At 44.9% G+C, this 21,999-nt stretch carries 23 protein-coding genes and 1 other annotated feature; all 23 genes read right to left on the bottom strand.

Annotated elements, in window-relative coordinates; all coding sequences use genetic code 11:
• Nucleotides 1-80 precede the first annotated feature (80 nt).
• The 23 genes from pheA to murC all read right to left on the bottom strand — a co-directional run bounded on the left by pheA (nt 81) and on the right by murC (nt 21,998).
• A complete protein-coding gene (gene pheA / locus AC0YOD_RS19115; RefSeq protein WP_475800918.1) occupies nt 81-953 on the bottom strand; it encodes a prephenate dehydratase in 873 nt (290 codons plus the stop codon).
• Nucleotides 950-1,927, bottom strand: coding sequence for a homoserine kinase (gene thrB, locus AC0YOD_RS19110; RefSeq protein ID WP_475800917.1), 978 nt, complete (start codon nt 1,925-1,927; stop codon nt 950-952). Before thrB ends, pheA begins: the two co-directional genes overlap by 4 nt.
• A 5-nt stretch (nt 1,928-1,932) precedes the next feature.
• On the bottom strand, nt 1,933-3,219 hold the full coding sequence (locus AC0YOD_RS19105; RefSeq protein WP_475800916.1) for a homoserine dehydrogenase: 1,287 nt from the start codon (nt 3,217-3,219) through the stop codon (nt 1,933-1,935).
• Between the two features lie 27 nt (nt 3,220-3,246).
• The gene (locus AC0YOD_RS19100; protein WP_475800915.1) at nt 3,247-3,684 is read right to left on the bottom strand and encodes an ACT domain-containing protein; all 438 of its coding nucleotides are present in this window, start codon (nt 3,682-3,684) and stop codon (nt 3,247-3,249) included.
• A gap of 132 nt (nt 3,685-3,816) precedes the next feature.
• Nucleotides 3,817-5,142, bottom strand: coding sequence for a GTPase ObgE (gene obgE, locus AC0YOD_RS19095; protein WP_475800914.1), 1,326 nt, complete (start codon nt 5,140-5,142; stop codon nt 3,817-3,819).
• Between the two features lie 13 nt (nt 5,143-5,155).
• Nucleotides 5,156-5,893, bottom strand: a complete 738-nt coding sequence (locus AC0YOD_RS19090; protein ID WP_475800913.1) for a Spo0B domain-containing protein — start codon at nt 5,891-5,893, stop codon at nt 5,156-5,158.
• Between the two features lie 134 nt (nt 5,894-6,027).
• Complete coding sequence (gene rpmA, locus AC0YOD_RS19085; protein WP_475800912.1) at nt 6,028-6,339, bottom strand: 50S ribosomal protein L27; 312 nt, start codon at nt 6,337-6,339, stop codon at nt 6,028-6,030.
• Between the two features lie 132 nt (nt 6,340-6,471).
• Nucleotides 6,472-6,807 carry a ribosomal-processing cysteine protease Prp gene (locus AC0YOD_RS19080; protein ID WP_475800911.1) on the bottom strand — a complete coding sequence of 112 codons (336 nt, stop codon included), beginning with the start codon at nt 6,805-6,807 and terminating at the stop codon, nt 6,472-6,474.
• An 11-nt stretch (nt 6,808-6,818) separates the two neighbouring features.
• Complete coding sequence (rplU, locus tag AC0YOD_RS19075) at nt 6,819-7,130, bottom strand: 50S ribosomal protein L21 (protein WP_102713660.1); 312 nt, start codon at nt 7,128-7,130, stop codon at nt 6,819-6,821.
• A 15-nt stretch (nt 7,131-7,145) separates the two neighbouring features.
• Nucleotides 7,146-7,234 (bottom strand) — a sequence feature (ribosomal protein L21 leader region).
• Between the two features lie 84 nt (nt 7,235-7,318).
• Complete coding sequence (locus AC0YOD_RS19070; RefSeq protein ID WP_475800910.1) at nt 7,319-8,569, bottom strand: Rne/Rng family ribonuclease; 1,251 nt, start codon at nt 8,567-8,569, stop codon at nt 7,319-7,321.
• A gap of 37 nt (nt 8,570-8,606) precedes the next feature.
• The gene (locus tag AC0YOD_RS19065; protein ID WP_475800909.1) at nt 8,607-9,488 is read right to left on the bottom strand and encodes a M50 family metallopeptidase; all 882 of its coding nucleotides are present in this window, start codon (nt 9,486-9,488) and stop codon (nt 8,607-8,609) included.
• Nucleotides 9,481-10,440: a peptidoglycan DD-metalloendopeptidase family protein gene (locus tag AC0YOD_RS19060; protein ID WP_475800908.1), complete on the bottom strand. Its 960-nt coding sequence runs from the start codon at nt 10,438-10,440 to the stop codon at nt 9,481-9,483. Before AC0YOD_RS19060 ends, AC0YOD_RS19065 begins: the two co-directional genes overlap by 8 nt.
• 160 nt (nt 10,441-10,600) lie before the next feature.
• Nucleotides 10,601-11,746: an FtsW/RodA/SpoVE family cell cycle protein gene (locus AC0YOD_RS19055; RefSeq protein WP_475800907.1), complete on the bottom strand. Its 1,146-nt coding sequence runs from the start codon at nt 11,744-11,746 to the stop codon at nt 10,601-10,603.
• 7 nt (nt 11,747-11,753) lie between these two features.
• Complete coding sequence (gene minD, locus AC0YOD_RS19050; RefSeq protein WP_475800906.1) at nt 11,754-12,545, bottom strand: septum site-determining protein MinD; 792 nt, start codon at nt 12,543-12,545, stop codon at nt 11,754-11,756.
• A 3-nt stretch (nt 12,546-12,548) separates the two neighbouring features.
• Nucleotides 12,549-13,214 (bottom strand): septum site-determining protein MinC, encoded by a 666-nt coding sequence (locus AC0YOD_RS19045; RefSeq protein ID WP_475800905.1) that lies wholly within the window; start codon nt 13,212-13,214, stop codon nt 12,549-12,551.
• A gap of 66 nt (nt 13,215-13,280) precedes the next feature.
• Nucleotides 13,281-13,805, bottom strand: coding sequence for a rod shape-determining protein MreD (mreD, locus tag AC0YOD_RS19040; protein ID WP_475800904.1), 525 nt, complete (start codon nt 13,803-13,805; stop codon nt 13,281-13,283).
• Nucleotides 13,802-14,665 (bottom strand): rod shape-determining protein MreC, encoded by an 864-nt coding sequence (gene mreC, locus AC0YOD_RS19035; RefSeq protein ID WP_475800903.1) that lies wholly within the window; start codon nt 14,663-14,665, stop codon nt 13,802-13,804. The genes mreD and mreC overlap by 4 nt, the downstream gene beginning before the upstream one ends.
• 53 nt (nt 14,666-14,718) lie before the next feature.
• Nucleotides 14,719-15,747 carry a rod shape-determining protein gene (locus AC0YOD_RS19030; RefSeq protein WP_475800902.1) on the bottom strand — a complete coding sequence of 343 codons (1,029 nt, stop codon included), beginning with the start codon at nt 15,745-15,747 and terminating at the stop codon, nt 14,719-14,721.
• Nucleotides 15,748-15,789: 42 nt separating this feature from the next.
• The gene (gene radC / locus AC0YOD_RS19025) at nt 15,790-16,479 is read right to left on the bottom strand and encodes a RadC family protein (RefSeq protein ID WP_475800901.1); all 690 of its coding nucleotides are present in this window, start codon (nt 16,477-16,479) and stop codon (nt 15,790-15,792) included.
• A 53-nt stretch (nt 16,480-16,532) separates the two neighbouring features.
• On the bottom strand, nt 16,533-17,162 hold the full coding sequence (locus AC0YOD_RS19020; RefSeq protein WP_475800900.1) for a Maf family protein: 630 nt from the start codon (nt 17,160-17,162) through the stop codon (nt 16,533-16,535).
• A 59-nt stretch (nt 17,163-17,221) separates the two neighbouring features.
• Nucleotides 17,222-17,464 carry a DUF4321 domain-containing protein gene (locus tag AC0YOD_RS19015; protein ID WP_475800899.1) on the bottom strand — a complete coding sequence of 81 codons (243 nt, stop codon included), beginning with the start codon at nt 17,462-17,464 and terminating at the stop codon, nt 17,222-17,224.
• A gap of 61 nt (nt 17,465-17,525) precedes the next feature.
• On the bottom strand, nt 17,526-18,977 hold the full coding sequence (locus tag AC0YOD_RS19010; RefSeq protein WP_475800898.1) for an SPOR domain-containing protein: 1,452 nt from the start codon (nt 18,975-18,977) through the stop codon (nt 17,526-17,528).
• A 1,626-nt stretch (nt 18,978-20,603) separates the two neighbouring features.
• Nucleotides 20,604-21,998, bottom strand: coding sequence for a UDP-N-acetylmuramate--L-alanine ligase (murC, locus tag AC0YOD_RS19005; protein WP_475800897.1), 1,395 nt, complete (start codon nt 21,996-21,998; stop codon nt 20,604-20,606).
• Nucleotide 21,999: the final 1 nt, after the last annotated feature.

The following is a 21,999-nucleotide window of genomic DNA, read 5'->3' as shown; positions in this document are numbered from 1 at the left end:
TCTCCTATTTCACAAAAAAAATAGTAAAAACCGAGCACACTTTGGAGTGAACTCGGCTTTTACTCTGCTGTAAGACCATTTTATAAGGTTTTGTAATCTTCAAAGCTAGGATAGCTGCCCAAAATGCGTACCTGGCAGCCAATAGCTTCAATTTCTTGAATAGCTGAAGGCAGCAGCACGGTATCCAGCGCCATTTCAATATCAATGTAAAAATAATAATTGCCAAGCTTCTTCTTCGTTGGGCGTGATTCGATTCGAGACAAGTTGATTTTGCGCCAAGCGAAAGCAGAAAGCACCTGATGCAGCGCACCTGGAAAATCTTCAGGCAACGTAATTAATATACTTGTTTTTATTTTATCCGATTGACGAGCTGTATATGGCTTCATACCTACTAACAGGAAACGCGTATAATTGTTGTCGTGGTCTGTAATGCCATTTGCCAACACATCCAGCTTTTCATTTGTAGCAGCCGTCATCGTACCGATCGCAGCGAGGCCGGTATTGGGATTATTTCGCACAATCCGAACGCCTTCAGCTGTACTGCTCACATGCTCCGTTTCCGCATGCGGGAGATGAGTTCGCAAAAACTGCAAGCATTGAGCAATTGCTACCGGATGACTGATTACTTTAGTAATACCAGAGTAATCCAACTCGCCTGAGTCATTTAAAAACTCAGATTGTCTGCCAATAAGGTTTTGAATAGAGGGATAAATCCACTCCGCTTGAATGGGAAGATCTACCTCATGTACAAGCCAGTCCATATGCAGACTAACAGAGCCCTCAATCGTATTCTCAATGGGAATAACGCTGTAGTCGCTTATTCCGTTAACCGTTGACAAGAAGACATCTGAAATCAGCCGGTGATGCTTCCAATTTATTTCTTCTCCCTGAAACAGACGTCTAGCTGCCTCATCTGAAACAGAGCCGGCTGGTAATACTGCTACCGTATTCATGCCTTAACGTCCCCTTTAATTCTATCCATCAACGATAATGCCGGTTGATCTGTCATGTCCTCGACAATCACTTGCGGACCTTGAGCACATGGCGACAGCCATAACGTCTCGGCTTCGATGCCCTCTTTCTTCAACGTCTGAACCAAGAACTGTTCCAGCTCTTGTTTCGTAGTGCAATCCGCATCAACAAAAGCAATCAGCGTCGGTCCAGCTCCGCTGAGTGCAGCGCCAAGCGCGCCATATTCGACTGCGCTCTCCAGAATCGTTGTCATGCCGGGAATCAAGGCTGCACGGTAAGGCTGGTGCAGCCGATCCTTCATGGCATGGCGAATGATACCCAGCTCACCGCTGGCAAGCGCTGCGACGAGCAAAGAGCTGCGTCCGACGTTAAATACAGCGTCTGCCATACTAATTTGCGTCGGCAAAGCATGTCTCGCCTTCTCTGTAGAGAGCTGGAACGCTGGTATGGCAACCAGCGTCTCCAGCTTGATGTGCGGTTGTATGCGGACATAATCCGCTTGTTCACCATCCCAAGCCGAAACGACAATTCCGCCAAACAGCGAAGCGCCTACATTGTCTGGATGCCCTTCAAGTGCCGTTGCCATTTGGAATAGCTTGTTATCAGAGAGCGGGCTGCCAATAAGTGCGTTTGCTGCTACTAGAGCTCCTACAATGGCAGACGCACTGCTGCCTAATCCACGTGTTAACGGAATAGTGCTGTGCATGGAAATAGAAAGCTCTGGCACCGATACGCCAGCTTCTTTAAAAACAAGCTGAGCGACCTTATAGATCAGATTCGATTTGTCACGAGGCAAGCCTTTCATCTGATCGCCATAGAGATGAAATTCCGTTTGTTCCGCCTCGCTCATTTCGATCCACGCATATAACGAGAGTGCCATCCCAAGCGTATCAAAGCCTGGACCTAAATTTGCTGTGCTTGCTGGTATTTTAACGATAATTCTTCGATTATTCATACCGATTAACCTTCTACGCGATAGACGCTCTTCACTTGATGAACGACATCCAATGATTCGAATGTTTGAAGTACCTTTTGAATAGCAGCTTTATTCGCATCATGTGTAATGACGATAATCTCTGCTTCTGGATTAGTCGGATTTGGCTGCTGAAGCACGGATTCCAAGCTAACCTCGAAATTAGCGAACACTTGTGTAATGCGGGCAAGAACACCAGCACGATCCGCTACTTGAAGCAGCAAGAAATATTTAGAAGAAATTTGCTCGTCTGTCTTCAATTTTTTCTCTTTGTAAGCCAAGCTTCCCTGCATGCCGTTAACGCCCAACTTCAGGTTTTTCACTACAGCAACAAGATCGGATACAATTGAAGTAGCTGTTGGAAGCTCACCAGCGCCTGCGCCGTAGAACATGGTCTCACCTACAGCTTCACCATACACATAAACCGCGTTAAACACGCCGTTAACCGATGCGATTGGATGAGACTTCTTCACCATCGTAGGCTGTACGCTAATGCTTATGAGGTCATCCTGACGCTCTGCAATGCCAAGCAGCTTCAATTCATAGCCAAGGCGGTTCGCATAAAGGATATCTTCTTTGCTAACTGCAGAAATACCTTGTGTAGAAACATCCTCAAGCGCTACGTTGGCACGGAAGCCAATTGTAGCAAGAATAGTCATTTTGCGAGCAGCATCAAGCCCTTCAACATCAGAAGTTGGATCTGATTCCGCATAGCCTAGATCCTGTGCTTCCTTCAAAACGTCCAAATAGGATGCGCCTTCTTGGCTCATTTTTGTCAAAATATAGTTAGTTGTGCCGTTGACGATACCCATGATCTTCGTAATGCGATCTGAAGAGAAACCTTCAACCAGTGTACGAATGATTGGGATACCGCCGGCAACACTTGCTTCATACATGACATCACAGCGATTTTCTTTTGCCTTTGTCAATATTTCTGGTCCATGCAAGGCCATTAAATCTTTGTTTGCTGTAACAACATGCTTGCCTAGAGCCAATGCTTCCATAATGTATTCCTTAGTAAGACCGATTCCGCCCATTACTTCTACAATCACATCAATTTCAGGGTGACGTATAATTTCCCAAGGATCCTCAGTCAACTTATTCGAATCGATCGCAATATTACGCGATTTATTTTTGTCTTGTACAAGAATCTTCTCAATAACGATAGGTGAACCGACTTGACTGACCAGATCCTCCTGATGACCCTCTACAATACGAACAACACCTGTTCCAACTGTTCCTAAACCCAATAGACCTACTTTAACCGGCTTCATATATACCCTCCATATCTTATGTTCACATTATCCTTGACCGATGACCGAAGCTTTTCTCACACCTGCTTGACTGCGAAGCAAATCTACAAGTGCTGACAATTCCCCTGCAAGCTGTGAAATATCGACAGAAATGACGACATTAGCAAAACCTTGAAGTGGAATACTTTGATTCATCGTAAGTACATTTCCATTCAAGCTGGCAACCATGCTGAGCACAGTCGACAACACGCCGGAACGATGATCCAAATCCATCGATATCGTAGCGATTCGTTCTCTTTCCAGCTCATTAAGCGCGAAGACGCCATCCTTATACTTGTAGAAGGCGCTTCTACTGATTCCCGCTCGTTCAACCGCCTCATGGACTGTTAACCCGTCGCCCCGACTGAGCATTTCCTTTACCTGCAGCGTCTTCATGATCGCTTCGGGTAAAATGTCCTCTCGAACGACAAAATAGCGTTTAGTCACTATTAGTCCTCCCTACAAAGACAATTGTTCATCTATAGTGGACATTATATACAAAATAACGAGTTGGAGCAATAGGCAAAACAAGAAAAGACGGCTTTCGCCGTCTTCTTATTAACTATTTGGGTTTGTTGTCTAGCCGTTAGGGTTATAGTCGCTTCCTTCAAAAAATTCGAAGGAGAAGTCGCCTATTTGAACGAGATCGCCGTCTTTGGCGCCCATTTTACGAAGCTCCGCATCTACACCCATTTTACGCATCGTACGCGCAAAACGCATGACTGCATCGTATGAAGTTAAATTCATGCGCTTCATGTATTTATCGATGCCTTCGCTGACGATAACATACACTTCATCTTCCTTATGAATAGCGAATGTTGTCTCATCGCGTTTCTCATAGGTATAGATTTTCCGTTCCGATACATCCTTCACGTCATTAATCTCAACTTGATCGGATACGGTATCAAGAACGTCAGCCGCTTTGTAAAGCAGCTCTTGAATACCCTGCTTCGTTAGAGAAGAAATTGGCATAATCTCGTATTGACGATCACCGCTTACTTCAGCCAGCTGCTGCTTGAATAACTCAAGCTGCTCCGCAGAGTCAGGCATGTCCATTTTGTTTGCGGCAATTATTTGCGGACGATCAGCCAGCTTCTCATTATAGAGTACCAGCTCCTCGTTAATCTTCTGCCAGTCATCGAAAGGATCACGTCCTTCAGATGCAGACATGTCGATCACATGGATAATAACCCGTGTCCGTTCAACATGACGCAAGAACTCATGTCCAAGTCCAACACCCTCATGCGCACCTTCGATCAGACCTGGCAAGTCAGCCATTACAAAGCTGCGGCTATCTCCTACATCAACTACACCAAGATTAGGTGTAATCGTTGTAAAATGATAAGCGCCAATCTTCGGCTTCGCGCCGGATACAACTGAAAGCAATGTGGATTTACCAACACTCGGGAAGCCTACAAGACCAACATCAGCCATAACCTTAAGCTCAAGCACGATCCAGCGCTCTTGTCCTTCTTCACCGTTCTCGGAGATGTAAGGAGCTGGATTGTTTTGCGTAGCGAAGCGAATGTTTCCACGTCCGCCACGTCCGCCTTTAGCAATAACGATCTTCTGACCGTGATGAGTCATGTCCGCAATAATTTCTTGTGTATCATCATCTACAATAATTGTGCCTGGAGGGATGCGTACGATTGTATCCTCTGCTCCTGCTCCATGCATGCTCTTCACTTTGCCGCGTTCTCCGCGGTCTGCTTTGAAATGCTTCTGATAGCGGAAATCCATTAATGTGCGAAGGCCTTCGTCCACTTGGAAAATCAAATCGCCGCCGCGACCGCCGTCGCCGCCAGCAGGACCACCCTGCTCTACATATTTCTCTCGGCGAAAGGATACGATACCATCGCCTCCGTCGCCGCCTTTTACAAATATCTTCGCTTTATCGACAAACATGTTTTGCCTCCGTTCACGCGCGCATTTCCGCCCTCAGCAGCATTTTTGAATACGGCTGCTCGAAGTTGATCGGCTGCATTAGCGCGCCTTCCAACTGCTGTTGTATTTTTTGTTTCCATTGCTGTTCATTCATCAGCTCACCTTCGCAATAAAAAGCAGCATAGAGCGCTTCATCATCCCGAGAAAGCTCTAGGGTAAGAACAGCAGCATTACCATAACCCGACTTCACCGCAAACCGATATGCGTTTATCGTATGAATGAGCGATTCAGCTATCCCATCGGCGTCTGCCGTCAATTCATTTATATGAATATCGCCTTTTATAACGACTTGCAGCTCCAGCGAATTCGAGATCGTGCGAAAAGATTGAATGTAACTAATTAATGAAGGAACACCCAGCTTAGAAATATTACTCTCCGCCTGCATTCTTTCACTTATTTTCTCCACATACTCGGCTGCTTTATCCAACTTCTTCAGTCGAATGTATCCAAAGACGACTTGCAAGTCGTTCATCCAGTCATGCCGATGATGATTGAGAGTTCGTATACTTGAAACTTGTAATGATTGAATCGTCCGGTCCGTACGCTGCGCATATTCTTTGCGTTCCGTTCCAATCCAGTAAATCGCAGCAGCAATAAGCCAAACGAGAAAGACAGCAGTTAACCACACTTTAGAAGGCCAAATAAGTACAGCAGCGCATGGCAGCAAAATAGTTGCCGCTGCATAATACTTCGCCGTTGTTAAGCGTCCCATCGATTGAACCTACTTTCTTCGTATTTCCTAGCTTATCCAGTATACCACGCGTCAATCCTATGGTCATCAGCCTTGAAACAAAAAAAACCGGCCTAGCAATGCAGGCCGGGGCTTGGTGCACATATAAGTTTGATTTAAGCTTCTACTGCAGCAGCTACCGGAGCCAAAACAGTTGGATATACGCTCACTTTTTTGCGGTCGCGTCCCCAACGTTCGAACTTCACAACGCCTTCTACTAAAGCAAAAAGCGTATCGTCTTTCCCGATGCCTACATTGGTGCCTGGGTGAATTTTTGTTCCGCGTTGGCGAAACAAAATGCTTCCTGCAGATACGGTTTGACCGTCAGCACGTTTCGCCCCAAGGCGTTTCGACTGCGAGTCACGTCCGTTCTTTGTGGAACCAACACCTTTCTTCGAAGCGAAAAGCTGAAGATTCAGTTTCAACATAGTTATTCCCTCCTTCTTAAGGTTTGTAAGCAAACCTGTTACGGAAGCATGATTTTAAGGTTTATGAAGCAAACCCACTACGAAAGCATGAGCAAAAGACCTGTGAAACAAGCCCGCTTCACTGGCATACGCTTAATGAAGCTGTTCATGTATAACGACATGCTTACCGTATGATTTTGCAATAGTGTCCAGCATAACCGCCATCGATTCAAGCAGCAGCTGCATCCTTCCATCCGAAGCATCGTCAGCAAGTATCGGAATATCCGATGAAAGCCAGCCGTTCTTCATCACGTAAGGCAGCTCTTCTCCTGCAAGCGCCTCGATGGCATTAACGGTGCCGACCGATATAGCCGACACACCCGCGCAAACAATATCTTTGCCGAGCTTCGCATATTTAGCATGTCCTTCGACCGCAAATGATACGATTCGTCTGTCAGCGGCTCTCCGTACAAAGGTAACTGTTATCATAGAAATTCCTCTTACGCTTGGATTTTCTCGATAGTTACTTTTGTGAACGGTTGACGATGACCTTGCTTACGACGATAGTTCTTTTTGGCTTTGTATTTGTAAACGATGATCTTTTGGCCTTTACCTTGTTTTTCGACTTTACCAGTTACAGTAGCGCCGGAAACAACCGGAGTTCCAGTCACAAGACCGTCACCCTTGGATACTGCCAAAACACGATCAAACGTTACGCTCTCGCCTGCTTCTGTGTCCAGTTTTTCGATGTAGATAACATCGCCTTCCTGAACTTTGTATTGCTTACCGCCAGTTACAATGATTGCGAACATAGTTGGTGCACCTCCTTATTTTCGAAGACTCGCCTAATTCAGGTGGCCTACGGCCAAGCCGCAAACGCTTATTTACCCAATCGGAGCGGTACTTGTACATCTCATTCCTCACGAGGTACGAGACACACACCCAATGAGTTTACCATACTATGCAAGCTATATCAATTCATTATGCTAAAAAAAGAAAACTATTTCATCTCAGATAAGCTTCGCTTCCCAGTAGCACCACAGCTCGCACAACGATCCGTAAGTTTCTGAACAGCATTTTCACGAGCTTTCTTGCGAGTCAGCTCAAGCAAGCCCAGTCTTGTCCAACCTAAAATCGTACTCTTGGTTTGATCATTGCGAGCCTTTTCCGTCAGTCTCTGCATCACCTGATCACGGTGCGTTTCTTCGCCCATATCAATAAAATCAATAATAATAATGCCACCGACATCCCGAACTCGCAGCAGCCTTGCTATCTCATCGGCAGCCTCCATATTCGTCCGAAAAACAGTATCCTCCAGATCCAATGAGCCCGTAAATTTTCCGGTATTCACATCGATTACCGTTAAAGCCTCCGTCTCCTCCCAAATCAAATGCCCTCCGCAGTTAAGTGGAATACGGCGCTCAAAATCTCTCTCTATCTGTTCCCTTACACGATAAGCGTCAAATAAAGGAATGCCTTTCTTTGGTTCATATGATTTTAATCGCTTCACAAGCAGAGGAGTCATCTCCTCAAGCAAAGCAGAGGCCTCAACAAATCTTGAGGCATCATCAATCCAAATTTCGTCCATATCCATCGTTAATGTATCACGTACCGCTCGTCTCATAAGACCTGCTTCTCTATGGAGCTCTACCGGGGCTTCAGCAACAGCAATCTTATCGCTTATTAACTCCCATAGCTCCCTCAATTGAGAGACGTCGCTATTTAAGGCGAGCTCGGTCTCGCCAGCAGCTGCTGTCCTCAAAATAATACCTTCTTCGCCTTTACGCAGCTTCTCTCCTATATTTCGGAGGCGCGTCCGTTCACTCTCAGCACCGATCTTCTTGGAGACGCCAACATAATCTGCGTTCGGCATATACACAAGCCAGCGACCAGGAAGAGAGAAATGTGTGGTTACACGCGCTCCTTTGCCGCCTAACGGCTCTTTCATTACTTGTACAAGCAGTTCTTGTCCAGGCGTTACAAGATCCTGTATAGACGGCTTCTGCTTAGGCTGCTTCTCTAAGTGAGGATTTAACAGCTCATCAATATACAAAAAAGCATTTTTGGATAAGCCAATATCAACGAATGCTGCTTGCATACCAGGCAGCACGTTTACGACGCGACCTTTATAGACATTCCCGACCAGACTGCTGGCGTTCGATGTCTCCATAAAAAATTCAACCAACCGTCCATTTTCCAGTACTGCGGTTTGCAGCATTTCACCTTGAACGTGAAGTAGCATCTGCTTCATCTTCTGCTCTCACCTGCCAGTAAGCTTTTTATCTATTTTACCTGAAAAGCTCCGATACTGCACGGCCAGGATTTCTTTCCGACAAACATCCCTCCACTATTTTCTGCTCAGGCAGGACCTTCACTTCATTCGTCCCCGGCTCAACCATATAGATAAGATGATATCGTTCCCTAAGAAAAAGCTTAGCAACGGATAGAATGGACTGTCTGCTGCTGACAATTAAAGGACTCGCAATTTGACCCATTAACAGCACATGCTTGCTGACTCGTTCGCGATACATCAAAAAACGATAAAATAAAAAAGGAACATTTCGATAATACGTCCAGTTCGTCATGAAGAGAAAAACACCTACGATAAGCAGATTGAGCTGTACACCATCTCGATAAAAAAACAGAGGAATAAGAGAGGAAATGATCATAAGCACGCTAAATAGAAGACTGATTCTTGCAGACCAAATGAGCATTTTATAGTAATTAACATGATAACTCAAAGCCGCCTGAAGCAGCTTGCCGCCATCAAGCGGATGAATAGGCAATAAATTAAATAAACCAATGATAAGATTGGCTTTCCACACATACTCCGACCAGTCTGAATCCCAAAGTCCAAGTTGACCTAGGGCAAAAGCAGCAAGTCCCATCCATACGTTTTGCAACGGACCAGCTATTGCAACGAGTGCTTCCTCTTTGGCGGGAACGCCGCCTGCCTCTTCCACCTCAACAACACCGCCAAAAGGAAGCAGCTTAACCTCCCTTACCGTCCACCCAAAGCTTCTTGCAACAAGAACATGACCAAGCTCATGAACGAATACGAGAAGAAACAAAGTAAATAGCTCGGCGAAATAGCCGGTTATCGCAGACCCTAGCATAATGATAACGAACAACGGATGGATCGACCAGCTAATCCCCTTCCATTTAATCAATCGGTATCACACCCACTGGATCGATATAAATGTCATTTTGCTTCACAGCGAAATAGAGCAAACTTGGCTGTGTGCCTTCCGATGGAAGCAGGCTTCCTATCTCATCACCCGATTCAACCCAATCATTTACCTTAACCTCTGTTTTTCCAAGGAGCCCGTAGATGGACACACGTTTATTGGCATGCTGAATAACGACGGTTGAACCTTCTTTCTCCTGACTAGTAACGACCAGTACACGACCCGTTTCCACTGCCGTTACATGCTGCTCCGATTCACCAGCCAGTTCAACCCCGTTCAACAGCTCGGCGAAGGTGCGTATAAGTGAAGCACTCTCTAATGGCGTTACAATGGGAAGCTTGACCGTACCGTCTGCTCCTACCGCATTCTGGGATTCATTTTGAAAAATAGGAATAAACGAAGGAGCGCCTGCAAACGTCTCCTTATACCAGGCTGCAGCTGCTGCAAAGTTGATTTCATCAGTCAATGCACCCTTTATCACAGCCTGTCCGCCCTGCGTCCATTCATTATCGTAACGGAACATAGCCCAAACGACTGCGAATATCAATAAAGCAACTGCAAACTTCCATTGCAGCTCTCGTCGAAGAGTATGCTTCTTTTGGTTGAAGGATGGATCTCTGTCAAAAGAAAGCTCTGGTCCTTTCACATAGCTGCGCTTATCTCCGAAGCTTTTGTTCTCACTCCAGCCTGCCCAAGGATTAGGATTCTTTTTCCAAGCAGCCTCTGGGTCGAGTTCCTCTCGTTCTAACTCATAGATAAATTCCTCATGCTGCGGTCGACCAGGCTCAAGTGATTCCGATATTGGTAAAGATATTGGTGTATAGACGTTCTCCGTTTCTGTCGTTGCCGATTGCCTCTCCAGCAATTGTTTAATTTTTTGTTGTCTTCGCTGCTTTACGCTGTCCTTCATTTCCTTATCATTCCTATTATTCATTCTCGTTCCCCCGCTTCCATCGGCGCTGTCGATAGCTTGTTCCTTTATACATGAATATGTAGCGAGTAAGACAAGTATGCGGGAGAGGCTCCATCAAAAAAAGAAGCCCTCTCCAAGACGGATACGATCCGTCTTGGAGAGGGCTTCTCGACTGCTGCGCTTACTCAGCCATTTCATATACTTCTTGATGAGCCTTAATACTAAATACGAGTCCAATCGACAACATATTAAGCAGGAGCGAAGTTCCGCCATAACTTATAAAGGGCAAAGTAATTCCTGTAATTGGCATTACGCCGATCATCATTCCAATATTCTGGAATATTTGGAACACGTACATGGAGACTATACCGATGACTATATACGAGGCTCGCATATCATAACATTTGAAAGCAATCATGATCATGCGGTATATCAGCAAAAAGTATAGCAGCAGCAAGATTGCAGACCCCTGAAAACCAAATTCCTCTCCGATAACAACAAATACGGAATCAGAATACGGATAGGGAATAAAGCCGCCGTTCTTCATCTCACCCTGCATATAGCCGTCTCCGCTCAATCCGCCCGAGCCAATAGCAATTTGCGCATTTTCGGATTGCAGCCTTGCATCAGAGGAAGCATCTTCAGGATTGATAAACGTATTGATCCTTGTATGCCAATGTCCCATTCCATTCTCATCCAAGAAATCATAAATTTCTTGATTAAAGGTATTGAACAGCGAAACAAAAAGGATCAGTCCGCCAGCGACGACTGTTAAACCTGCGATAACGTGCGTATATTTCACGTTCCCAATCCACAGCATGCCAATTACGATAACGACATAAATAATTGCATTACCGAGATCGGGCTGAATCATGACAAGTAAAAAGGGTAAAAAAGAGAAAGCGCCTATCGGAAGCAAATCCTGAGTAAAGGTCAAGCGTTCTCCACGCCGACGTCCCATTAAGAAAGCAATCCCGATAATGAGAAAGATTTTGACTATTTCCGCCGGTTGAAAGGACAAAGGACCTATAACAAACCAGCCTCTGGCGCCATTAATGAGTGCACCAAAGAAATAAACGAGAATTAACATGATAATCCCAATACCATAAAGGACATACCAGCTCTTTAATACGATCCGATAATCAAACAGAGTTGCAGCAATAGCAATAAAAAAACCTATGCCATAAAACATCATCTGGCGCGTATCAGAGCTTGCATATTTAGGGAAATTGGCTGTGGCACTATGAAGAACAACGATGCTGATTACCATGAGGAATAATAAAATAATTAATATTCCCCAGTCCAGCTTTTTTATTTTGTTAAGCAAATCGCATTCATCCTATTCCCAGGAACTTACGAAAACGTTTGAACGCTCCCGCCTTCTCGTCAAGCAGCATCAAGGGAACCATATCACCCAAAATTCTGCGTGCGATGTTTCTGTAGGCGATAGCCGCGCGCGAGGATGGATTCATAACCGTTGGTTCCCCACTGTTTGCCGCAGAAATAACCTTCTCGTCATCAGGTACAATTCCAATTAAATCAACAGCGAGCACTTGACAAATTTCATCAATATCCAGCATTTCGCCGCTTTTCATCATATTTTGACGAATGCGATTAATGATAAGCTTTGAAGGAATTTTCTCTTGCTCCAGCAAGCCAATGACGCGGTCTGCATCCCGCACTGCTGCATTTTCCGGCGTCGTAATGACAATAGCACGATCTGCCCCTGCAATCGCGTTGCGGAATCCGTGCTCTATCCCTGCTGGACAATCGATAATGACATAATCATGATCCTTCTTAAGCTCCAATATCATATCACGCACTTGTTCAGGCTTAACGGAATCCTTATCTTTTGTCTGAGCAGCTGGGAGCATGTAAAGCTCGTCGAATCGTTTATCCTTTACTAATGCTTGATTCAAACGGCAGCGCCCCTCCGCTACATCAACCAAATCATATATGATTCGATTTTCTAGACCCATAACAACGTCCAGATTTCGAAGTCCGATATCCGTATCCACCATACAAACTTTTTTACCTAGTAAGGCTAGCGCAGTGCCTAGGTTTGCTGAGGTCGTCGTTTTGCCGACGCCTCCTTTGCCCGATGTCACAACTATCGCTTCTCCCATGTTCTACACTCCTTTAAACATAATAGGATTATGACGTATGCGGAATAATTGCGCTAGCTTGTCGATCTGCATTCTACCTTCACTCAAGAAAGCAAACTCCATTGCAGCATCGCCGCTCATCCATTCCTCTGGCGGCCTGCTAATGACATCCGCAATTCGAAGTTGAGTAGGCCGCATGAGTGATGTAGCAATAATGACGTCCGTTCGTCCTCCTATGCCAGCATGCGCAACACCGCGCAACGCTCCGAGGACATAAATATCCCCCGTACATAGAATTGTACCACCTGGATTTAAATCGCCAATTAATAGTATATCTCCATCATGCTCGTACGTTTGTCCCGAGCGAATAATTGACGTTAGCACTTGCAGATTGGACTGCTGTTGCTGAAGAGAATCTATCGGCGGCGGGTCCGATTCTACGGACTGCACCATTAAGTTGCCCTGTGATCTAATCACACTCTTAATCCGGTCTTTATCCTCATCCTCTAGAAGTCTGGATCCAAGCTTCACTTGGACATGAACAAGCGGTCCAGTCAGCAGCTGCTGATGCGTTTTCTCTAGCTTATACTGAAGCTCGTCCAGCAGCGTCGCGAATTCACACTTATCGTCGAGAAGGAACACGAGACCTTCTTTAACGCCTTTAATAATAATATGCTGCCTCTCGGTCACGTTCGTCCCTCCCCAACCTATTGAATTCTTTCTCAGTCTGACATATTCCTGCCTGAACCTGTTATTTTATTCCTCTTGCTTCTCTGGACTCGCTTTCGACTGTGATTCGAACCAGCGTCTAAGAGGAACATAACATAGCAGTGCGAACGCGAGCTGTAGGAACAAACTCGGAAGAATATAATCAATCAAAGCCCAAGCGTAGGTTTCATTCGTTATCCGAAATACTTTATAAATAAAAAATATGAAGCTATCGTAAAGTATACAAGCGAATCCGATAATCGATATTGCCATCATAAGCGTTGAACGTCGACGTTCCATCAGTACACCTGTATAATAGCCGATTAATCCCATTACAAATGAGTGCACGCCAAGCAAATGACCAAAGTAAACAATATCCTGTAGAAGACCAAAACTTACACCGAGAAATAAAGCTCTATGACGACCGCTGTAGAGCGCAGAGAAAATGATCATTACGAACATAAAATGCGGAATGATTCGACTGCCGAAGCCAGCTGGAATAACCCACGGCATGACCGCTCCTTCAATCACGAATAAAAGCAGCATAATCGCAATGATCCGGTTCATACTCATTGCCCTGCTTCCTCCAATTCAGGAACTTGTACCACAAACACCTCAGTTAAGTGATCAAAACTTGCAGCCAGCTTCACCGTTGCTGTTGAAGTAAGTCCAAAATCACCGACTTGAATGGTTTCTACCGTTCCGATAACGAGTCCTCGCGGATAAATATTGGTGAGACCCGATGTAATAACAGTATCGTAAGCCTGCATCTTATCATTCTCCGGAATTCTCGTCATAAGAATTCTTGATGTTTCTTTGTCATAGCTGCTTAAAATACCAAATGAATCATCTTCACGACCCATTATCGTAGCTGCTATTAAATTGAAAGTCGGTGATGCTTCATTCAATTCTGTTATAGGCGTTACCGTTGCTGAAAAAGGAGTTACGGAAGTTACAAGTCCAATTAATCCGTCAATAGTCGTTACAGCCATATTAGGTTTAATGCCGTTTTTTGAACCCAAATTAATGTTCAGTGAGTGATTGTTAGCATCATTACTCACGGAAACAACCTGAGCGATTAAGTAATTATAATTATACATTTCCTTCTGCCGCTCTGTGAAGGACAGTTCTTCTTTCAATCGTTTATTCTCTTTTTCAATAAAGTTATACGCCATTTTATCACGTGCGTAAGCTGCTGCTGTAATACGAAGCTGCTCATTTTCCTCATGAATAGTACGTAAATTGCCAATATCTTCAAAGAAACCCGCTATATAGCCAGCGGGCTTGTAGAACCATTGTTGCACGTATGCGGACGTATCTTTTAAAAACTTTTCGGGCCAAGTCAATTCTTTGCGGTTACTGAGTGAGAAGCCGATAACCGCAATGCAAAGTATAAACCCGATCATAAGCATAAACATTCGCTTATTTCGCATTAGCTTTAACAGCTAGATCACCTGCCCATTCCTATCCTATTCCCGTATTTCTCTTAGCGTCTCGAACGAGATGTGCCTCTCGCTTTAAACAAATGAATGTGATCCAAAGAGCGGCCTGTTCCGATCGCTACACAATCAAGTGGGTTTTCTGCCACGATGACAGGCATTCCAGTCTCACGCTGCAATAGCTTGTCCATGTTGCGGAGCAACGCTCCTCCGCCAGTAAGCACGATTCCACGATCCATAATGTCAGCTGACAGCTCCGGCGGACATTTCTCGAGTGTAACTTTAACAGCATCAACGATAGCATTTACCGTATCTGTCAAAGCATCTGTAATTTCGTGAGAAGAAATAGATAATGTTTTCGGCAAGCCAGATACAAGATCACGGCCGCGAATTTCGATTTTTTCTGGAGGATCAAGCGGCAACGCTGAACCGATTTCCATTTTTAATTGCTCAGAGGTTCTTTCGCCAATCATCAGATTGTATTGACGTTTGATGTACTGAATGACTGCTTCATCCATCTCATCGCCAGCTACACGAATAGAACGAGCTGTAACGATACCGCCAAGTGAGATGACTGCAACTTCAGTTGTACCGCCGCCGATATCAACTACCATGCTGCCTGTAGGCTCCCATACTGGCAAATCAGCACCAATTGCTGCTGCAAATGGTTCTTCAATGGTATAAGCCTCACGCGCGCCTGCTTGCTTAGTCGCATCCTCAACGGCACGCTTCTCTACCGCCGTAATGCCGGATGGTACGCATACCATAACATTGGGATGATGTGGGAATAATGACCGTTGCTTTTGCGCTTGGCGAATAAAATATTTAATCATTGTCGCAGTGGTTTCGAAGTCAGCAATAACGCCATCCTTCATCGGACGAACAGCACGAATGTTACCAGGTGTTCTACCGATCATTTTCTTAGCTTGCTCACCAACTGCTTCAATTGTTTTTGTATCTGTGCGAATAGCCACCACTGAAGGTTCCCTCACTACAATACCTTTACCTTTTACGAATACCAGCGTATTCGCTGTCCCTAAGTCAATTCCAAGATCCTTTGAAAAACTACCAAACATGTTCTTGCTCCCTTCTAATTGCCACAATACCTTTATATTATATTACATATATCCTTGTTCCTTCAAACTGACGAAACATCCGTCTCCGATAACCAAATGATCTAATACTTCAATACCAACCAATTGCCCGGCTTCCGCCAACCTTTTCGTGAGCGAAATATCCTCCGGGCTAGGCGTAGGATCACCACTCGGGTGATTATGAACACAAATAATAGATGCACTGCTTCGCTGAATCGCAGCGCGAAATACTTCGCGAGGATGCACCAAGGACGCATTAAGCGTGCCCATTGACAATGTTTCCCGGGCAATAATGTGATTTTTAGTGTTTAAAAACAGACACATAAAGTGCTCCTTCTTCAAATATCGAAGCTCCTCCATCACAAAATCCGCTGCATCCTGCGGCTTGCGAACGGTAACCGTTTCACCTAATCGGCTCCTCGTAATCCGTCTCCCAAGCTCGATCCCAGCATGAAGCTGAATCGCTTTTGCTGGCCCTATTCCTCGAATGGCTGTCAGTTCTTCCATGCTCATGTCCATTAAATTACGCAGGCTGCCGCATTGCTTTAATACTGCTCCAGCTAAATGAACGGCAGATTGCCGCTGTGTTCCAGTACGTAACAATATTGCAAGCAGCTCAGCGTGACTGAGTGCTTCTGCCCCATATTTCATCATGCGCTCTCTTGGACGTTCTTCATGGGGGACATCACGCAAAACCATATATTGCGGCTCCATGTCCCAATCCCGCCTTTTCGAAATTTCATCGTTTTCTTATACTTCCTCATTTTTCAAAAAACATGAATGTCATATTGGCTTAGCATGTCCGAAAGAAGTGACAGCGGCAGTCCAACAACAGTGAAATAGCAACCGTCTATACGCTCGACAAGTGTCGAGCCAAGTCCCTGTATTCCATATGAACCTGCTTTATCAAGCGGTTCCCCTGTCGCAACATACCTAGCAATTTGATCTTCGCTTAACGACTTCATTTGTACCTTCGTCATCCGATGAGCTACAGTGGCTTCTCCATTTGTTGATTGTATACAGGCTACGCCCGTATATACCTCATGGTTTCTTCCTTGCAAACGTCTCAGCATACTTTTCGCATCTTCAGCGTCAGAGGGCTTACCGAGCACCTCTCCATCCAATACAACGATCGTGTCTGAACCAATAATAAGCGACGGCTCTATATCGTTCTGTTGCCTCAGCAGGTTTAAAGCTGCTGTTGCTTTGCGGACACTAAGCTGTTCAACGATTTGCAGAGGCGACCAGCCTTCTTCCGTAGACTCATCTGTGTCTGTGGACAAAATATAAACCGGCAAGGAAAGGTCAAGAGATGCGACCAGTTCCTTCCGGCGCGGTGACGAAGAAGCCAGAACGAGCCGGCTTATCGTTTCAATGCGTGCTTTTAGCGGTTCCATATATGATTTACTGTGCTCCTTCATGCTTAACGAACGTCTGTCTGTTAACGACAAACGATCTACATTTTACGGTACAACCATATCGCGATAATTGCGCCAATCAAGCTAAACAAACTAACTTGGAGATGAAGCGACATATTGAAGCTCAACACATATAAATCAATGGCAGGAGACCATGAAGCTTCAATGGGTTTAGTCAAAAAAGAAATACCTGGTATTGGAGTAAGCCATCGCGCTACTAGAGCGCCAGCCAATAATCCCAATATGATAAAAATGAGAAGAAACCAGCCGTTTTTCTTCATCTTTCAACGCCTCTCGCCATGATATGACACCTGAATCTATTATACGCATGATACTATTCGTTTACAATGCGCTTAACGGCTCAAACCAGTTTTTTTGAATAACAATAGCTTCCATTAATTTAGATTGCGTCTTCCAAAGATGAGCACTAGACGGATTTTTGTCATATTCTTGCATGGATTTAGCCGCTGCGTTAATAGATTGTACAAGCTTGTCAAATTGGTCTTTACCGCTCGCCTCTAAACCTATTCGCACCGTAGCTGCCTTTTCAGTCCACTTTTGATATTTCTCACCCCATGCAGTCGCAGCTGCCTCACTAAGTGCTGACAATGCAGGACCCTCTAGCTGTGCCAACGTCAACTCATCAAGCATTTGAACAAGCTCCCCTGTCCCTTCGAAAAAGGCTTGTGCATCCTTCACATCTCCGCTGTAAGAGAGCTTGCTTGGTGCGGCAATCGTTACTTCCTTAATATATAGATCTATATCGGGTAGAAGCACCTTGAGCGCCTGTGCCTTGCTTCGATCACTTCCCATGCCTGCATAGACACGATAATCCTTAGCACCATTTAATGCAGCGGCAGCAAGCCCCTTATCCGCAAGCTGAGCGATCGCTGCATCTCTACCCTCTGTATTGCTAAATACTCCAAATTGTAGAAAATAATAGGTTTTATCAATTCCCGTAAGAGCAACGGTCGGCGTATTAGGATTCGGTTCTGATTTCCCATTATTTACATCATCCACTTGCACCGATTGACCCTTTCCGTTTTCATTTGCATTAGCACCTGTTTCATTATTATCGGTTATAGAACCCCCTATGACAGGCAATGAATCGGATTTATCCTTCGACCCGCTCGGAAAGATAGACGCTCCTGTAAATAGGGATAAAAGCAAATAACCAAACAAAGCGCCTGTAGCCAGTGCGCCTGTAACTGACAAAAACACATTAAACCATGAGGCGCCACCTCTAGCTGAAGTTTTTCTTCTCATCGGCTGATAACGATTCTTTTGTGGTTCCTCGCTATACTCATCTTCAATTTCATAGGTATGATCCGAGGTCGGATCAACATTTGGCAAATAATCTATTTTGAAGCGCTCTTCTTTGCTCCATTTATGATCCTCGATTTGAATAAGCGGACTTCTCTTCTTGTTAGAATTGGAAGGGATAGAATAAGGCTCCTCTACTGCAGTTGTTTCCTTTGGAAGGGAATCATTTGTTTTGATGGTGTCTGTTTTGACGGTGTCTGTATTCCGAATAAGCTGCTCTAAAGCACCTATATCTTCTTGAAATGGACTATTCCATGGGTTTACATCACTTATAATGTTCTGTTCTTTAACCGGATAAAGAGGAATCACATTTTGTTTTGCGGCATTATTAGAGGTGTTACTATTATCTTTTGCATGAGAATCAGCTGTATTCCAATCAATTTCCTGCTGATTATCAGAAGTAGGCTTGTTTTCAGGAATGGACTGTCCTTTTCGGTCAAAACGATAAGTAATTCGATTTTTTTGGTTCATATCAATCTCTCCTTGTCCCATTCTTCTAGTCTTAATCTATGAGACATTTAAGAGATTTAGACCGGGTTGCCCTAAGAGGGCTTGCTACCAAACCTTCAAAGGCTTCTCGTTAAACCTTTAAAGGCTTTTCGTATCAAACCTTTAAAGGCTTTTCGAACCCACCCAAACCCTCCCTTCCTAGGGAGGGCTCCAAGGGTTGCACCCTCTGGACTCCCACAATTGGACTAACGTTGAAGTTAGACGCGGGGTTTAAGCAGCCTTTTGCTAGGGACCGCTGCATCCCTGCGGGATTACGCTTAACGGTTGTAAACTAGTTACCAAACCTTCAAAGGCTTTTCGAACCCACCCAAACCCTCCCTTCCTAGGGAGGGCTCCAAGGGTTGCACCCTCTGGACTCCCACAATTGGACTAACGTTGAAGTTAGACGCAGGGTTTAAGCAGCCTTTTGCTGGGGATCGCTGCATCCCTGTGGGATTACGCTTAACGTTTGTATATTAGTTACCAATCCTTCAAAGGCTTTTCGAACCCACCCATACCCTCCCTTCCTAGGGAGGGCTCCAAGGGTTGCACCCTCTGGACTCCCACAATTGGACTAACGTTGAAGTTAAACGCAGGGTTTAAGCAGCCTTTTGCAAGGGACCGCTGCATCCCTGCGGGATTACGCTTAACGTTTATATATTAGTTACCAAACCTTCAAAGGCTTTTCGAACCCACCTAAACCCTCCCTTCCTAAGGAAGGCACCAAAGGTTGCACCCTCTGGACTCCCACAGTTGGACTAACTTTGAAGTTAGACGTAGGGTTTAAGCAGCCTTTTGCTAGGGATCGCTGCAACACTGTGGGATTACGCTTAACGTTTGTATATTAGTTACCAAACCTTCAAAGGCTTTTCGAACCCACCCATACCCTCCCTTCCAAGAGGGGGCTCCAAGGGTTGCACCCTCTGGACTCCCACAATTGGACTAACGTTGAAGTTAGACGCGGGGTTTAAGCAGCCTTTTGCTAGGGACCGCTGCATCCCTTCGGGATTACGCTTAACGTTTATATATTAGTTACTGGGCGCATGAGAGTAGGTGGGGGTTGCCGGTGGCGGTGACGGTTGGCGGATGGTGGTTGGCGGTTGATGTTTGTTGTTATGAGTGGTTGGGATTAAAGTATTAAGGTTAGTTTTATGGAATTACTGTTTTGTGTACATTGTGGTTGGTTAGTTGGTTAGTTGGTTATAGGTAGCTGGGGACATTATTAGTTTCATTTTTTGAAGATAAATCCTTAGAACGAGGCGGATGTTCAGGTTTAGTTTCATTGTTTGGAGTTAATTGGTCATTTTTATGGGGAGCGTTCTGTATTCTTCACTGTTAGTTTCATAAATTGAATCTGCGTTAGTTTAGGAACCCCATTAGAGTCGTTTAGTTTCATAATGTGAAGTTATTTGAACTTGTAGCACGTAGCACTTTTCACTCTGCTCTCTGCTCTCTGCTCTCTGCTCTCTGCTCTCTGCACTTATCTTCAGGACAGAATAATACCAATCTCATCCATTCCTCCTCAATCCAATCAAACAAAATGCCCGACGATTCCATGTGGGAATCATCGGGCATTTTGGTATTACGGATTTCGGGTATTTCTTTATTTTATTGATTTGACTTTAAGGATTTGGCGAGTGAATCGGCTACTTTCCAAATGTCGCCTGCGCCCATTGTGATCACGAGATCGCCTGGTGCTACATGCTCGGTCAAGTAGGCCAGCACTTCTTCCTTAGTCGGAATATACGTCGTATTGGTGTTGCTGTTATTTTTGATTAGCTCCACCAATTTGCCGGAGTTGATTCCTTCTATTTGCAGCTCGCCTGCGGGCGAATAGATATCGGTTATAATAACCTCATCCGCCTCTGGAAATGCACGACTGAACTGGTCAAATAAGAAAAATGTGCGTGTATAGCGCTGCGGCTGGAATACCGCAATAATGCGTTTTCCTGTCGCTTTGGCAGCACTAATCGTCGCTTTGATTTCCGTTGGGTGATGAGCATAATCATCAATAACTAAAATATCATTGATTTCACCAAGCACTTGGAACCGACGCTTAGCTCCTCTAAACAGCTTAATCGCATCTTGAATCTTTTCAATGGATAAGCCGGACTCTAGACAAGTAATGACTGTAGCCATAGCGTTATACACATTATGAAGGCCTGGAACCGAAAGCTCCAGTTCACCTAACAATGAGCCTTTATACGTCATGGTGAAGGATACTTTGCGGTCACCAAGCACAATATTCTCTGCTTTATAATCCGCATCGCCATCAATTCCGTACGTAACAAGCTGTGACAAATCGATATTTCCTTTGTACACTTGTGGAATCAGCTCGCGAACCGTCTCATCATCCGCGCACACAATCGCTTTCCCGCCCGCTTTTACCTGTTGTAGAAATTGCACATATGCTGCTTTAAGCTTGCCGAAATCGCCGTCATAATTTTCGAGATGGTCCGGTTCAATATTCGTAACAATAGCAAGCGTTGGATGGTAATGAAGGAAAGAACCATCGCTTTCATCTGCTTCTGCTACGACATACTCACCTTTCCCCGCTTTTGCATTTGTTCCTACATTAACAATTTCTCCACCGATAATGTAAGTGGGATCTGCATCGCAGGATTCCATGACAAGAGCAATCATTGAAGAGGTCGTTGTTTTGCCATGAGCACCAGCAACCGCGATTCCTTTGCCATTATTCATTAGCCTAGCCAGCATTTGCGAGCGATGAAGTACAGGAATGTTAAGCTCCTCAGCTGCCTTACGCTCAACATTATCCTTAGATAGTGCCGTAGAGTAAACAACCAAATCGGCACCCTTCACATGCTCTGGCTGATGACCAATGAAAATACTAGCTCCATTAGCTGCAAGCTTCTCTGTTAATTCTTGACGAGCGACATCGGACCCCGTTACTTTATAGCCCATTTCCAGCATTACGCGGGCAATGGCACTCATTCCGTAACCGCCGATTCCGATGAAATGAACGTGTTCTGCCGTATTCAAA

Source organism: Paenibacillus sp. J31P13 (assembly GCF_056269295.1).
This window is presented reverse-complemented; position numbering and strand designations above follow the sequence as displayed.

Coding starts and splice junctions, on each gene's coding strand:
- pheA (WP_475800918.1), bottom strand. CDS start 953: ATGAATACGGTAGCAGTATTACCAGCCGGCTCTGTTTCAGATGAGGCA.
- thrB (WP_475800917.1), bottom strand. CDS start 1,927: ATGAATAATCGAAGAATTATCGTTAAAATACCAGCAAGCACAGCAAAT.
- AC0YOD_RS19105 (WP_475800916.1), bottom strand. CDS start 3,219: ATGAAGCCGGTTAAAGTAGGTCTATTGGGTTTAGGAACAGTTGGAACA.
- obgE (WP_475800914.1), bottom strand. CDS start 5,142: ATGTTTGTCGATAAAGCGAAGATATTTGTAAAAGGCGGCGACGGAGGC.
- AC0YOD_RS19090 (WP_475800913.1), bottom strand. CDS start 5,893: ATGGGACGCTTAACAACGGCGAAGTATTATGCAGCGGCAACTATTTTG.
- rpmA (WP_475800912.1), bottom strand. CDS start 6,339: ATGTTGAAACTGAATCTTCAGCTTTTCGCTTCGAAGAAAGGTGTTGGT.
- AC0YOD_RS19080 (WP_475800911.1), bottom strand. CDS start 6,807: ATGATAACAGTTACCTTTGTACGGAGAGCCGCTGACAGACGAATCGTA.
- rplU (WP_102713660.1), bottom strand. CDS start 7,130: ATGTTCGCAATCATTGTAACTGGCGGTAAGCAATACAAAGTTCAGGAA.
- AC0YOD_RS19070 (WP_475800910.1), bottom strand. CDS start 8,569: ATGAAGCAGATGCTACTTCACGTTCAAGGTGAAATGCTGCAAACCGCA.
- AC0YOD_RS19060 (WP_475800908.1), bottom strand. CDS start 10,440: ATGAATAATAGGAATGATAAGGAAATGAAGGACAGCGTAAAGCAGCGA.
- minD (WP_475800906.1), bottom strand. CDS start 12,545: ATGGGAGAAGCGATAGTTGTGACATCGGGCAAAGGAGGCGTCGGCAAA.
- mreD (WP_475800904.1), bottom strand. CDS start 13,805: ATGAGTATGAACCGGATCATTGCGATTATGCTGCTTTTATTCGTGATT.
- mreC (WP_475800903.1), bottom strand. CDS start 14,665: ATGCGAAATAAGCGAATGTTTATGCTTATGATCGGGTTTATACTTTGC.
- AC0YOD_RS19030 (WP_475800902.1), bottom strand. CDS start 15,747: ATGTTTGGTAGTTTTTCAAAGGATCTTGGAATTGACTTAGGGACAGCG.
- radC (WP_475800901.1), bottom strand. CDS start 16,479: ATGGAGCCGCAATATATGGTTTTGCGTGATGTCCCCCATGAAGAACGT.
- AC0YOD_RS19020 (WP_475800900.1), bottom strand. CDS start 17,162: ATGGAACCGCTAAAAGCACGCATTGAAACGATAAGCCGGCTCGTTCTG.
- AC0YOD_RS19015 (WP_475800899.1), bottom strand. CDS start 17,464: ATGAAGAAAAACGGCTGGTTTCTTCTCATTTTTATCATATTGGGATTA.
- AC0YOD_RS19010 (WP_475800898.1), bottom strand. CDS start 18,977: ATGAACCAAAAAAATCGAATTACTTATCGTTTTGACCGAAAAGGACAG.